The organism is Arcobacter sp. s6, from assembly GCF_040884245.1.
Taxonomy (GTDB): Bacteria; Campylobacterota; Campylobacteria; order Campylobacterales; family Arcobacteraceae; genus Aliarcobacter.
In genome coordinates this window covers 49,968-64,494 of sequence record NZ_JBEVTN010000005.1, presented here as the reverse complement: position 1 = coordinate 64,494, position 14,527 = coordinate 49,968, and the positions used below count along the sequence as shown (strand labels likewise).

At 26.1% G+C, this 14,527-nt stretch carries 9 protein-coding genes; all 9 read right to left on the bottom strand.

The window, feature by feature from the left end; all coding sequences use genetic code 11:
• Positions 1 to 5 precede the first annotated feature (5 nt).
• Complete coding sequence (locus ABVS04_RS03965; protein WP_368029378.1) at positions 6 to 2,183, bottom strand: EAL domain-containing protein; 2,178 nt, start codon at positions 2,181 to 2,183, stop codon at positions 6 to 8.
• Entirely contained in the window at positions 2,183 to 4,732 is a 2,550-nt protein-coding gene (locus tag ABVS04_RS03960) for a TolC family protein (RefSeq protein ID WP_368029377.1), read from the bottom strand. The genes ABVS04_RS03965 and ABVS04_RS03960 overlap by 1 nt, the downstream gene beginning before the upstream one ends.
• Before the next feature lie 7 nt (positions 4,733 to 4,739).
• Entirely contained in the window at positions 4,740 to 5,498 is a 759-nt protein-coding gene (locus ABVS04_RS03955; protein ID WP_368029376.1) for a hypothetical protein, read from the bottom strand.
• Between the two features lie 3 nt (positions 5,499 to 5,501).
• Entirely contained in the window at positions 5,502 to 6,635 is a 1,134-nt protein-coding gene (locus ABVS04_RS03950) for a hypothetical protein (RefSeq protein ID WP_368029375.1), read from the bottom strand.
• Between the two features lie 12 nt (positions 6,636 to 6,647).
• Positions 6,648 to 7,598 (bottom strand): hypothetical protein, encoded by a 951-nt coding sequence (locus tag ABVS04_RS03945; RefSeq protein WP_368029374.1) that lies wholly within the window; start codon positions 7,596 to 7,598, stop codon positions 6,648 to 6,650.
• A gap of 92 nt (positions 7,599 to 7,690) precedes the next feature.
• The gene (locus tag ABVS04_RS03940) at positions 7,691 to 8,965 is read right to left on the bottom strand and encodes an HlyD family type I secretion periplasmic adaptor subunit (RefSeq protein WP_368029373.1); all 1,275 of its coding nucleotides are present in this window, start codon (positions 8,963 to 8,965) and stop codon (positions 7,691 to 7,693) included.
• A 1-nt stretch (position 8,966) separates the two neighbouring features.
• Complete coding sequence (locus tag ABVS04_RS03935) at positions 8,967 to 11,099, bottom strand: type I secretion system permease/ATPase (protein WP_368029372.1); 2,133 nt, start codon at positions 11,097 to 11,099, stop codon at positions 8,967 to 8,969.
• Positions 11,100 to 11,111: 12 nt separating this feature from the next.
• Positions 11,112 to 12,899 (bottom strand): tetratricopeptide repeat protein, encoded by a 1,788-nt coding sequence (locus ABVS04_RS03930; protein ID WP_368029371.1) that lies wholly within the window; start codon positions 12,897 to 12,899, stop codon positions 11,112 to 11,114.
• 103 nt (positions 12,900 to 13,002) lie between these two features.
• Positions 13,003 to 14,527 (bottom strand): beta strand repeat-containing protein (locus tag ABVS04_RS03925; protein ID WP_368029370.1); only part of this gene is annotated, 1,525 nt, incomplete at its 5' end.

The following is a 14,527-nucleotide window of genomic DNA, read 5'->3' as shown; positions in this document are numbered from 1 at the left end:
CTGCCTTATCTATTAACTGCATATAAATCTAATTTACTTAAAAATCTATAGTCTTGATCCGATTCAACATTTTCAACTATTAATTTTATATCATTTACTTCTGCATATACTACTATATTTTTCATTCTATGTTTTTTTACTAAATCATTACTAATATTTTGTGTTAAATCTTTATCTATTTTTATATAATCAACTTTAGCCTCAGTTAAATCATCTAAAGAATACTCTTTAGTTTTAAATCTTTTAAGCAATATCTCAAATTTTAATTCATGTAATTGTCCAACAAATTTAATAAATTCAAGTTTATTGGCAGATGCACTATAAGATGTGATACTAAATAAAATACTTTTTACAATATTTTTATCTTCCTCAATTAAATCGTGTAAGAATTTTATAAACTCTTTATCAACAATAGTTTTTATTGATAAATTAATAGCTATTTTATAATTTATATGATTTTTTCTAAGATATTCTAAGGCTTTTATTATCACTTGTTTATCAAAAGTAGTATTTAACTGTAATTTCTCACTAATTGCCATAAATGAACCAATAGCAATTTCATTACCATTTTGATCTCTTAATATTGGTTTTAATTCTCTTATTAATAATTCATCTTCAAAAGAATAAGAATCATATGCAAAAGAGATATTGAAGAAATTATTTTCAATAATATGTTTTACTTTTTCTTCTGCTTTTTCTATTTCATCGTGAATATGATTTTCTTCAATAATTTTATAAGTATTAATACCTTCTGAAACTGCATCTGTATAAGCTTTATTTACTAAATTGAAAATTGAATCTATTGTTCCATATTTATCTATTTGCGTTCCACCAATATGAAATATATTATCAGGTAGCTTATAATTTTTATATATTTCTGTATTTAATCCTTTTATAATACTATCAGAAAAAGCTAAGGCTTCTGAATATTTCAAATCTTTAACTAAAATAATAAATTCTGAACCATGAATTCTATAAAAAGCTATTTTATTATTTTTATATAAATAAATTATATTATTAATTACATTTACATATGACAAAATAAAATCATCTGTTTTTACTGTTCCATTTGTATTTTCAATTTGATTCAACTTAGCAATCTTTAATAAAAAAATATAACCTTCAGTCGAAGATACAAACATACTTTTCATATCAATATCAAACATCTTTTTATCATATAATCCTGTTAAATTATCTGTTAATAAACTTCTTTCCATAGATTCTTTATTGATATTTAATTCATTTACCAAAGAAGCAATTTTATTTGATAGTTTAGATATATTAGTTACTAAGTTTTTATATTCACTATTTTTATTTACTATCTTATTATTTATATTTAAAAATTTATGGTCAATTATGTCTAATACAATATTATCTAGATATTTTATTGGTTCAACAACATATTTATTTTCTATATATCTAGCATAATAAATTACAAATATTGAAATAGGAATAAAAAGAATCATTACTAGAAATAAGAGTTTATTAAAATATTCAAAAATTTCTTTTTTTAAATTATAATCATTAATAGTATATTCAATACTTACATAATTTATATCAGCTACTTTTAACTCTTTTATAATAGTTTCATCTAATTTTATATTGTAAAAATATTTATAAAAACTAAAAATATCTTCATTTTCAGTTACTATATCTTCATTATTTAATACATTTAAATCAAGTGAAACTAAAAAGTTCTTTATTTCATTATTTCTAAATAATTGATATTTGATTATTAATTTTTCATTTGGATTAAAAGAATCAGAGGGAATAAACTCAAAAAATGCAGTTCCTTCTATTTTTTGTATTTCTCCAAATTTTGCATCTGTTGTTACATCTGCTAAATTCCATGAAGAATTTGAAAAGTTATTAGATTGAAAAATTAAACTTTCTTTACTAAGTAATATTTTATTATATTTGATTTTTATATTACTTATAAAATCCGTACTTAAAGCATCTTTTTTATACTCATTTATTAATAATTTATCGAATAAAAGAGTTGGCTCTTTGAATTTATTTGTATACTTATCTATATTTAATTCATAATTTGTTTTGGCATTAATAAAAGCACTTTCTTTAAAATCAAGAAATATGAAGCAAAATAATAAAAATAGAACAGCAACAAACATTGATAAAATAATACTTATATTTTTTACAGTCCTATTTATTTTACTTTTTTGCATTATTCAGCCTTTGGAGAAGGAACTATTCTTACTTCATCATCAATTAGACTGTTTGGCTTTTCTTCTCCACCTATAGGGTTTCTTGTTTTTATTACCGTTTTATCTTCTTTCAATTTATTCATTAAATCTTGTATTGTTTTTTCAGTTGGTTTTTCTTTTTCTTGAGCATAATCTTTTAAAGGGACTGCTTCTTTATATTCTGTTTTAGAACTAACATCTATATATTCAAATTCAGGTTCTTTAGCAGGCTCTTTTAAAGGAGGTAAAATATTTGAATTATATAATTCTTGTTCTTTGGAAACTTTTTGCACAGTTGGATAATATAAAACGCCATTATCACCTAATGATTGAATAGCTCTTTGTGCTTCATCATATGTTTTAAAAATTCCATAATTCCATCTAATTAATTGTGTTCCATTAAAATAGTCAAATTCATAAGTTTTTTCAAATAAACTAGGTTTTTCTATTAATGTTTTCTCTAGTTCTTTTTTATCATTAAATGATGTTATATTAATAGTATAAGATTCAGGATTAGCATTTAAAAACTCTAATCTCATATTTTCATTAAATTGGAATTCTTCTATTTTTTTCTCTTGTTTAATTTTTTCTATTGTATTTATTTTTTCTACAATTTTAATTTCTGCAGGTGGAGCTTTTACTTCTAATCCAGCAAGATAATCATTGTATGCTTGTTTTACATCTTTTACTTTTTTAAGTTCTAGAGATTTTTTATTATTTGCTTTTGATAATTTATTCATTTCAATTTTTGCAATATCTGCATTTTCATAAATACCATGAACAATTTTTGAATTAAGGATAAATTTGTCTACTGTACTATATGCAAAAGAGCTTGTATCTAAATCATTTGCTTTTATAAATGCTATTGCTTCTTCTTGATTATTAAATCTAGCCATTTCAATTGTATAGAACTCATCATTTGCTGCTAAAAAAGATTTTATAAACTTATTAATATTTTCATCTTTTATTGCTTTTCCAGCCAATGAATTTCTTAATTCCTCTTCTATTCTTTGTTCTTCTTTTCTTTCTAATCTTTCCTTTTCAGTTAAGAATTTATCATCAATATAAATATTTTGGGTGTAATTACTTTTTGAAAAATCAATAAATTTAGGATGTTCAGGATCTAAATCAAAAAATACTAATAAATCTCCTGTATATCCAAGTAATGTAAAGAAATCTGTAATATTTCCACTTTCATATTTTATTAACTCAACTTCTGCTGCATTTAACTGCTTATGCCCTTGAAGTAATGATTGTAAATCTTGTTGACCTAAATTAAATTCATCCCAATAAGCTTCAACCATCTTTCTTAATGATATAACCTCAGAGATATTACTTTTTAATGATTCATTTGTTGATTTAATAGAAGTAAATAGTTTTGAAATATTCCATTTTAATTTTTTTTTCTCTTCATCCAATTGAAAATTCAATTCTCTAATAGCACTAAAAGAAGTTAATATTTTATTTTTATCTCTTCCACCATTATATAAATTAAATGTAAGTTTAAGAAGACCATTAAAATTTTGTTCTCTACTTTCAGCATCTTCTGCATCCATAATATTATCTAAGGAAACTTCAAAATCTAACTTAGGAGAAAATGTTGATTCCTTAGACTTTAAATTAAATTTTTCTGCCTCTATTGATTCATAATAATTCAAAATTGTTCTATTTCTTTTTAATCCTCTTTCATATAATAAATCAAATGTTGAAACATTAATATTAAAGTTTTTTTCATAAGGAAGAGTTTCTACATAGTTATTCCCTACTATATATTCATAGTATCTAACTGATTCTACAAGTTTAGATCTTACTTTAGTAAGTGCTGTTTGTGCATTTGAGACATTTGCCTTTATTGCTGTTAAATCCCCAATAGTAGCAGCTCCATTATCATATTTAATAGTAACAATTTCTAAAATTTTATTTAAATTTTTCATATTGTTTTCACTTGCTTGTACAGTTCTGTATGCAAAAACTACATCAAAATATGCTTTTATTGCTTTTGTTATCTGTTCTTGCAAAACAAGATGATATTTATTTTTAGCTACATTTAATTCTTTTTCTAAACTTTTAACATTGTTAGAAGTTTCGCCACCTGAATAAATATTTTGACTTAAAATAAATTTGTAATTTCTATCATTGTAGTATTTAAAAAATTTATCATTCGCATTGCTTCCTGATTGTGTTCTTCCTGTTTCTGATTCAAAGGCAAAAGTAGGATAATATCCAGCTATTGCATCTTTTAATTTAATTTCACTTTGGATTACTTGTTCTCGTGAAGCTTTTAATAAAGCACTATTAGATACAGTTTCAAGAACAACATCCATCAATGATACTTTTTTGTATTTGGAGATATCTGCATTATAATCTTTTTCGTATCTATCACTACTATTTATACTTGATGTTTGAGGACTATTTAATTGCTCATCCAGATAAATTGATATATTTGAATTCATATTTTTATTGTCTAATATTTCTTCATTAGCATTTAGAATAACAGTTAAAAATATCCAAAAGATGAATTGTTTTTTCATTTACATACTACTTTGTTGTTTTAATTACTATATAACCATTTTTAGCATCTATAGGTTCTTTTACTTCTGGTAAAACAGATAAATCTATATTTATATCTTTTTTCTCATAACCAAATTTTTTTATCAAATTTCTTACACTCATTGTTCTTGCTAATGATATCTGTTTTGCAATTGTTGCACTTAATTGATTTTTAGTATCTGATGAGTAAATAAAAATTTGATGGCTTGCATTTTTACTTTTTGCTTTGCTTAAAAAATCTTTTAATTGTTTTGAAATAGCATCATCAACAAATAATTCATCAGCTTTATATGTAATTACTAAATAATCATCTGATGTTATCGTTTTTTGTAATTCTGTTGTATCTTCTTTTTTGTCTGCTATATTAATACCAGCAGAGATTGCTTCGTCAGTACCTTTTGCAGATTTTAAGGCAGTTTCATCAACTGCAATTTGATTTTGAAGAGCTAATACCATTTGTTTTTGTTCTTGTATTATTTGAATATTAAGATCAGAATTGGGATTACTTCCATTTGCTGCACTACTTGAAGTTTGAGTTGTTTCACTCGTAGTTGTAGAACTTGGACTTCCAATTAATTCACTATTTGAAATTGATCCTGTATATGATACTTTATACTTAAATTGCATGTAGTATCCTAAGTTTGCAAGTACAACTAGTAAAAATAATAGTAATACTAGAATTACTGAAGAAAAGATATCAACAAATGATGGCCATGGATTAAATTCTTCTTCAATTTTACATGCCATTGATTATCTCTTACTCTCTGAATTTTCTTTTTTCTCTAAATTATTAATTAATTGAACTAATAATCTATTATTTTCTTCTTGTAAAAGTAGGCTTTTCTTTATAGTTTTATGCTCTGATAAAATTACTGTAGAAATTTCTTGTAATGATTCTTCAATTAATTTAGAACTAGAATATTGATTAATATTCGATTCTTTCATTACTTCAATTAAGTTTTTCAAAAGAATAGATTCATTATCTGCATTACTTACTGTTTGATCTAGTTTATCCGCAATTTTTTTAAACATTTCCTGAGATAAATTATTAGAATGTTCCATTTTTTCAGTAAAATCACCTATTGTATCTACAAAAATGTCAAGAAATCCTGCTGATGCCATACTATTATCCGTATTTGAAGCTGATATTGCTTTAGTAGGCCCCATCTCTTCAATTGTATCTATTGCTTGAGACTCAACAATTCTACCTTTCATCCACTCTTGTACATCTTCTAAAAATGCCGCTTGACTTTTTGTTAGAATATATTGCAAAAGATTTAAAATAATAGCAGAAGCAACACCAAATAATGAAGAGGCAAATCCAATAGCCATACCACCTAGAGGTCCTGAAAAAGCTGTCATTACTTCACCCATATCAATATTATCTCCACCAAAAGATAAAATGATTTTTCCCATTTGATCAATTGCTACAAGTAATCCAGCAAAGGTTCCTAGTAATCCAAGTGTTAATGAAGTTCCTACGAAGAATGCTGTATAACCTTTTTCTTTAAAGAATTGATTTTCCAACCATTCTGTTACATCTTTTGCTTCTTGTTCAGAAAAAAATATAACACCTTTTTTTGCTCTTCTTGTAAACATATGAGCAATGGTTGCAGGCATAATATTTGTAACTCCTGCTAAATAAAACTCTAAACTTGGTCCTTTTTTATATGCTATAATTCCAAAAGTACCAGCAAGCATTGTTAATCTTATTGCAGATTGATATATTACTAGTACAGCTAATAAGAAAACAGTTACAATCGGAATATTAAATGTTAATGTAGCGATAAAAAATGTTTTGATTAAAGTAAAATTTGCATATAAAATAAATGCAATAAATAATAATACAATAAAAAAAACTTTTAATATTTTAACTCTTCTCATTCCTAGCCTTTTTTAAAACATAAATAGTAATATTGATATTACTAAACCTAATGCTATCATAGTAACAGATTTTGTCATTTTATCAACGATATTCACAAATCCTCCATTACCTTGTACTTGCTCTCCAATTAATACATATCCAACAGTAACACCATTTACATCTAATATTTCTTTATATGTTTTGAAGTATTCTTTGTTAACAAGATAACCTTTATCTTTTAATTCTTTAAATCCATCTAAACCCTCTTCAATAACATTTGCGAAAAAACCACCATCATATTTTTGTTCTTCTACTCTTAAATCATCAACAACTGGTCTATATCTTCCATTTTTGGCATCAATTGATAGGTTTGCCATCATTTTTTCTTGCATTAAAAATACAAAAATACTTTGTTTATTTCTTTCAAAATCTTTTTTAATGGAAATTAAACTTTCTTTTATCTCAACTACACCAACAACATTTTCTCCTGATATTATAGGCTCAATATAAACTACATTTGGGCCATCTGAAAGAATTTCAATTCCAAATGTTGATATTTTTCTATTTATTACACTATTTATAATATTTCTATATTGATTTGTTTGGTTAATTGTTGAATAGTAAGTCAAAGTTATTGTATCTAAGCCCAACTCTACTAATGCTTTATTATATGTTTCAATAACAGGATCTATTAATTGTTTATTTTCCAGATTATTTCTAAATGTATCATTTATTTTTAACCCTAAAATAATTTTTCTAAGTTCTTTTTGCTTATCTTCAAATTTATACTCTAAATTATTTTTATAAGTAACTGACATGTTTGCATAAACTTCCTCTGATATTTTACTAGTCATTGAAGTAAGTAAATACATTGAAAGAGATATTCCCAGTATAGACATAAGAGTTAATATGGTAAACCATAAACCTTTTTTCTTTTTTAACTCACTGAGTAAATTTTGGATAGCTTTTATAAAACTAAACACGTCGATCCTTTTGTTATAATTGGGTAGATTATATTTGAATATCTCTTGTTTTACACTTAAGCAAGACTTAATTTAATAAGAAAATAATTAAATTATTGCTCACTTAATGCATTTTTGCTAATATCTTTAAGTGGTTTAAGAATATATTGTAAAACTGTCTTCTTTCCTGTTAATATATTTACATTAGCAACCATTCCAGGTAAGATAGGTAAATCTGGAGCAAATTGGTTTACATCTGCTTTTATTTTCGCTATATAAAAAATAGAACCATTTCTATCTTCAAAACTATCTGGTGAAATAGAAATTAATTTACCTTTTAATAATCCATATTTAGAAAAATCATATGCTGTAATTTCAACAGAAACATCTTGTCCTTCCCAAATAAATGCTCTATCAGAACTTTTTATTTTTGCTTCTATTGTCAAAGCATCTTCAATTGGAGTAATTTCAGCCATTTTGTCTCCGGGCTTTACAATTCCACCTTCTGTATAAAAATAAAGTTTGTTAATTATTCCATGAACTGGTGAAATTACAGATTTTCTTTCTTCTCTATCTATATTTGCTTTATTTTTTTCTATAGCTTTTGTTATTTCAGCTTTTATTTCTGTATATTTTCCTAGTAAATTACTTCTATTTTCAGACTCTACTGATGCTATTTTTTTTCTAGCTTCTTCAATCTCTTCTTGTAAAATAGGAATGCTATTTCTTGTTTCATCAATTTGCGTTACGATATTTTGTTTTTTTGATAATTCTAATATATACTCTTTTTTTGATGCAACTTTTTTGTTTAATAACTCATCTAAAATTTTCATATTTTCTATAGCTAAATTTAACTCTATACTAAGATTATTAAATCTAATTTTTGTTTCTCTTAGTTTATAATCTTTTTGATTGTATTGAGTTTTTGCTATATCTATTTTTCTTTGATTATTTTCTAAATCTTCATAAAATATTCTAGTTTCATTTTCTACAATATCAGGTATTCTTTTTTTTAATTCTTCTGGAAAATCAACTGTAGTTTTACCATCAATTAAAGCATCTAATCTAATTAAAACAGCACGAAGAGTTAATAAATCTATCTCTTTTGTAACTAATTCTGAACTAAAAAAAGCATTTGAAAGAGTATAAATTGTTTCTCCTTTTTTTACAGTATCACCTTCATTTACTAAAATTGAAGAGATAATTCCACCTTCAAGATTTTGAATAATTTTTGTTTGTCCAGAAGGTACAACTTTTCCTGTTCCTTTTACTGCTTCATCTACTTCACTAAAAGCAGCCCAAGACATAAAAATTACAAAAAATAGCATTATTGGAATTACACTTACGTAATAGTTCCATTTTTTTTCTTCATATAATGTATTATTCATTTTATTTCTTTTCTTGTAGTGCAGCTAAAACTGCATTCTTTGGACCATCAGCAACAACTTTACCTTGATTTAAAACGATAACTCTATCTACTAAATCTAATGCTGCAAATCTATGTGTAATTACTATTAAAGTTTTATTACTTAGAATTTGTTTCATATGCGCAATTAAAGATTTTTCAAGTCCAACATCAAGACCTGTTGTTGGCTCATCTAAAAGTAAAATTGGAGGATTATTTAATATAGCTCTAGCAAGAGCAACTAAATGTCTTTGTCCAACAGATAAGTTACAACCTCTCTCACCTACTTGTAAGCCATCACCTTGACCTGATTTTTTCACTAAATCTTCAAGTCCAGTAATTTTTATTAATTGCATCATTTTTTCTTTACTAATAGGAGTTGATAATTCAATATTTTCTTTTAGTGTACCTGAAAACAAAAATGGCTCTTGAGGCATTACACCTATATTTTGTCTTATTTCTACAGGATGAATTGTTGATATTTCGTGCCCATCTAGATAAACAGATCCTTTTGTTGGTGAATCTAATCCTGTTAATATTCTCAAAAAAGTACTTTTCCCTGCGCCTGTTTGTCCAATAATTCCTACTTTTTCACCCTCTTTTATTGTAATATTACAATTTTCTAAAGATGGATATTTACTATTTTTATAATAAAATTCAACATTTTTAAATTCAATATTTCCTTTAATTTCTCCTAATCCAATCTCTATATTTTTATCATTTTCTAATGGTAAATGCCAAAATTCGTTTATATTATCAAGTGATTCTTTTATCTCTTTTAATCTGATTGCCATCATTGAAGCTTGAATTACAGGAACCATCGCACGACTAGAAAGAATTGTAACTGCGATTAATCCACCAACTGATAGATTATTATTTGCTATTTCAAATACTCCCACTACAATTACTAAAAGAGTAACAAGTTGAATTACTGTTTGAGAAAGGTTCATTGAGAATACATTTAATGATTGAATTTTATGTGAAACAGACTCAGTTACAGCAATTAAATTTCTCCAATTAAATAGTTTTGTTGCACGTGCATTTGAAAGTTTTATTATTTCACTTCCTTGTATTGTTTCAACTAAATATGAGTGTTTTGCTTGTACATTTGCTATATTTCTTTTACTTAAGTTTGAAATTGGTATTTGCATTGCAAAATTAAAAATTATAACAATAATTGCAATTGAAAGAGGAACTAAAGCAACCATTGGAGAAATCACAAAAATAACAGCAATAGCAATAAAGAAAAAAGGAAGATCTATAACTTGTACTACAGATTTTGTAGCAAAGAAATCTTTTATTAAAGCTAATTCTCTAAATAGATTTGCCTTACTTCCCACAAGCATACTGTCATATTGAGATTGAACACTTAAAACTCTTTTTAAAAGTTCCTCTTCTAAAGTTAAACCTAATTCTTTTCCAACTTTTTCAATAATATGATTTCGAACACTTTTGAAAAACACATCAAATAAAAGAATAATCACAACACCAATAGCTAGTACAAATAGAGTTTCAGTTGCATTATTTGGAACAACTCTATCATAAACACTCATTGAAAATAAAGGAACTGCAAGAGCAAAAATATTTATAAAAAGAGTTAAAAAACCTATTTCAATATATGATCTCCAAAATGCCTTTACTGGATTCCAAAACCAATCTTTTCCTTTTATTTGCTCAAGTATTTTCTCTTTTTTAGGATCTCTAAATACTAAAATTGCTTTTTTGAAGTGCTTTAAATAACTACCATCTTTTTTTATTTCACTATTACTAACAGGATCGTGCAAAAAGCACTCTTTTCCTTTTCTTTTTAAGATAAAAGCTTTATCATTTTCATCAAATACCATACATGGTAAGAAATGATTTGGAATATCAGAAGCTTTTATATCTCTATAAACAGCCGTAAGTCCAACTTCTTTTACAACATCAATTGCTAATTCTTTAGTAAAACCATCACTTGATTTTGCACTAAAACTTAATATTGTATTTAAAGAGATTTCTCCATAATAAAAATCTAAAATGTATTTTAATGTAAATAATAAAGGATATGCTTCTCTATTTGAAGTATTATCTTCTAATGTTTGTTCTTCTTGTGATGTTTTATTATCTTGAAATTCCAAAAAATTTACCTATTAACCTATTTTTATTTTGAATTGTTTAGAAAGTTTTGCATTTAAAGATTGGAATACTCCCTCCCAAACTCTTGCTGTTTTTTGTCTAAATAACTTAGCACTTGGATACCATTTTGTAGTTTCTCCTTTGTTCGTCCATCTCCAATCAGGAATTTTTTGTAAAGGAATCCAAACCGGTTTATTTAAAGCACCTGTCAAATGAGCCACTGCTGTATCAGATGAAATAACTAAATCTAATTCATTTATGAGTGAAGCTGTTTTGGCAAAATCTGTCAATTTATCTGTTAAATCTATAATTTTATTTTCATATCCATATTTTTTTATATCTTCACTTCCATCTCCAACTTGTAATGAATAAAGATTTATTTTTGGATTATTCATAAGCGGCTCAAAGAATTTTAAATCAAATACTTTTCCCTCATAACTTTCGCCTGTTAAAGATGCACTCCAACAAATACCAATATTTATTTTACCTTTTACTTTTTTTATGTTAAAAGAATCATCTTTTTTTGCACTTAAATAAGGCATTTTATTTGGTAAGTCATTTATACTTTTCATATCTAAAATATAAGCCATACTCATAATAGATAATTGATAATCAAAGGCAGGTGTTTCTTCACTTCTATCAACTATTACATCTATTTCTTCCATAGATTTAAATAATTCTTTTAAACCTTCTCTACATTTTACAGCTATTTTACAGCCATATTTTTCTTTTAATATTGGTAAAAATCTTATAAACTGAATACTATCTCCATAACCTTGCTCTGAATGAAGTAATAGTGTTTTACCTTTGATATCTTCTTTTCCTGTAAATAAAGGTTTAGAAAAAATATCTTTATGTTTAATAATATGAGGAATCATTTCTTCTTTTCTAAATCTCCACTCATACTCTTTCCAACCATTTTTAAAATCTTCATTTGAAAGATACATTGTTGCTAAATCAAAATGTGCATTTACGAAGTTTGGGTCTAATTCTATTGCTTTTTTATATGAAAGAATAGCTTTGCTTGAAAATCCTAAATACTTGTATGAAGTTCCTAAATTACCATAAGCATTTGAACCTTTTGGATCTAGTTCTATTGATTTTTCATGCATTTTCGCAGCTGTTTTATAATCAAATAATTTGTTATAAACATTTCCTAAATTTGTATAAGCTCCTGCGTGATTTGGCATTTTTTCAATTGCAATTTCAAGTGATTCAATTGCTTTATCATAATTTTTTGCCTTGTTATATGCAGCACCTTTATTACTATAAACTTCAGTATAATTAGGATCTGTTTGTAGTGCTATTTCAAAAATTTGTGCTGATTGCTCATATTTTTTTTGTTTGTATAAAACAACACCTATATTATTTATAGATTTTGCATGTTTTGGATTTACTTTTACAGCTTGTTTATATGCAGCTATTGCTTTGTTATTATCTCCGATTAACTCATAAACAATTCCAAGATTATTATAAGCATTAAAATCATTTGGATTTAATTTTATTGAATCACTATAGGCTTTTATAGCCATTTTATAGTCTTTAACTTCTTTAAAGGCATTTCCTATGTTATTATAAACAAATTTATTTTTAGGGTCTAATTTTATTCCTTGAAGATAACACTTAATTGCAGTATTTAGATCACCTTTAGTTTTAAATATCACTCCAAGATTAACATATGCTTCCGCGTTGTTTGGATTAATTTTTAAAATTTCTTCATACTTTAATTGTGCATTTGATAAATCTCTTTTCTTATGAAATTCAATAGCTTGCTCAAAAAGTAATTTTTGTTTTTCTATCATCTAGTCTCTACCTTTTCGTTATATAATTCGTGATTATATCTAATTTTTTTTTATTCTGAATAAATAATTATTTACAAGCACTTTGAAAATAAGTGCTTGTTTTTTATAATCCATTTACAATTAATTCTGCTCCACTATCCAATGTATAAGTACCATTTGTTATTGATGTTGTATCTGAATCATCTCCACCATATTTTGTACCAGCTGAATTCGTAAACTCTAATTTAGATGCTGAGTCTGCGTCTAATGTTAATTTCAATGAATTAGAGCTTGTCCAACTATTAATTAATGAACCTGTTAATGTATATTCAGCATTTGTTCCACCATCAGATGTATCTGAACCTACTGTTAAATTAACAGCTGTTAAATCTAATGTTTCAATATTATCAAATGCTCCTGCTCCAAAAATATTTGTATCTGAAGAAATAGATGAACTAGTACCTGTAATATTTACAGTATCATCATTAGCTCCACCATCAATTGTAAAATTACTCACATTTGAAAAATCTAATGAGAAGGTATCATTCCCAGCTCCACCATTAATAGTACTTGGTTCATCTCCACTAATTGTTAAAGTATCTGCACTTCCTGATAAATTTAGTGTTTCAAAACTAGATAATTTACTAAAGTCTAAATCACCATTTACTGCTGAACTAAAATCAATTGAATCAGTACCAGAGCCACCATTTATAGTTGAGAATTTACCTATCGTTGAATCAAAATTTGTTTTATCTGTAAATGAGAAAGTATCATCTCCAGAAGAGAAATTAAGAGTTTCAACTCCACTTACATTTGTTACATCTGTACTTGTTAGTGTTCCTGAACTTGTTAAATTAAGAGTATCAGTTCCACTTTCACCATTTATTCTATCTGCATTATCTAAATTATCAATAGCTATATTTATAGTATCAGCACCATTTCCAGCATTTACAGTATCAGAACCTGAACTTATATTAATAGTATCATTTCCTGATGTTCCTGTTATATTTTCATTTCCTGTAGAATCATTTATTGTTAATGTTTCAGATAAAGAGTTTGTTACTCCACTTAAATCAACAGTTTGTCCAGCTGTTGAACTTAATGTCAAGGAACCTGCTCCACTTAATGTTACAGTACCTGTTGTATATGCATCTATACTTGTTACAATTGAAGAAGCCAATGTTCCAGTATCTGTAATACTTACATTTTCATTACCTAATCCTGATATTTCACTTGATGCACCATATATCCCAACTAAATCTGATCCTGATCCTGAAATTGATGTTACACTTGAAGCATCGATACTTCCTGTTGTTGCAGAATTTAATGTATTTAAATCTGTTGCTGTAACTGATGAATCACTTATTTTAACTGCTCTATCAGTAAGACCTGTTATTGTTCCTGCTGTATTTGCAGTATATGCTGCTTGAACTTGAGCTATTGTTCCTGTTAATAAACTAATACTAGCTGCGTTTACTGCTACAGAAGTTTTCCCATCAAGAGCTGTTAAATCTGTTGCTGCTGCTGTTCCTGTTACTGTTAATGTTAATGCATCTGACGATGTTGCGTTTATTAATGCTGTATTTAAATTTGATGCTGTATCAGAGCTTACTGTTGCTGTTACTACTCCACTTGTTTTACTTAAAATT

Excerpts from the sequence above, each read along its gene's own strand:
- ABVS04_RS03965 (WP_368029378.1), bottom strand. The coding sequence starts at position 2,183 with ATGCAAAAAAGTAAAATAAATAGGACTGTAAAAAATATAAGTATTATT.
- ABVS04_RS03960 (WP_368029377.1), bottom strand. The coding sequence starts at position 4,732 with ATGAAAAAACAATTCATCTTTTGGATATTTTTAACTGTTATTCTAAAT.
- ABVS04_RS03955 (WP_368029376.1), bottom strand. The coding sequence starts at position 5,498 with ATGGCATGTAAAATTGAAGAAGAATTTAATCCATGGCCATCATTTGTT.
- ABVS04_RS03950 (WP_368029375.1), bottom strand. The coding sequence starts at position 6,635 with ATGAGAAGAGTTAAAATATTAAAAGTTTTTTTTATTGTATTATTATTT.
- ABVS04_RS03940 (WP_368029373.1), bottom strand. The coding sequence starts at position 8,965 with ATGAATAATACATTATATGAAGAAAAAAAATGGAACTATTACGTAAGT.
- ABVS04_RS03930 (WP_368029371.1), bottom strand. The coding sequence starts at position 12,899 with ATGATAGAAAAACAAAAATTACTTTTTGAGCAAGCTATTGAATTTCAT.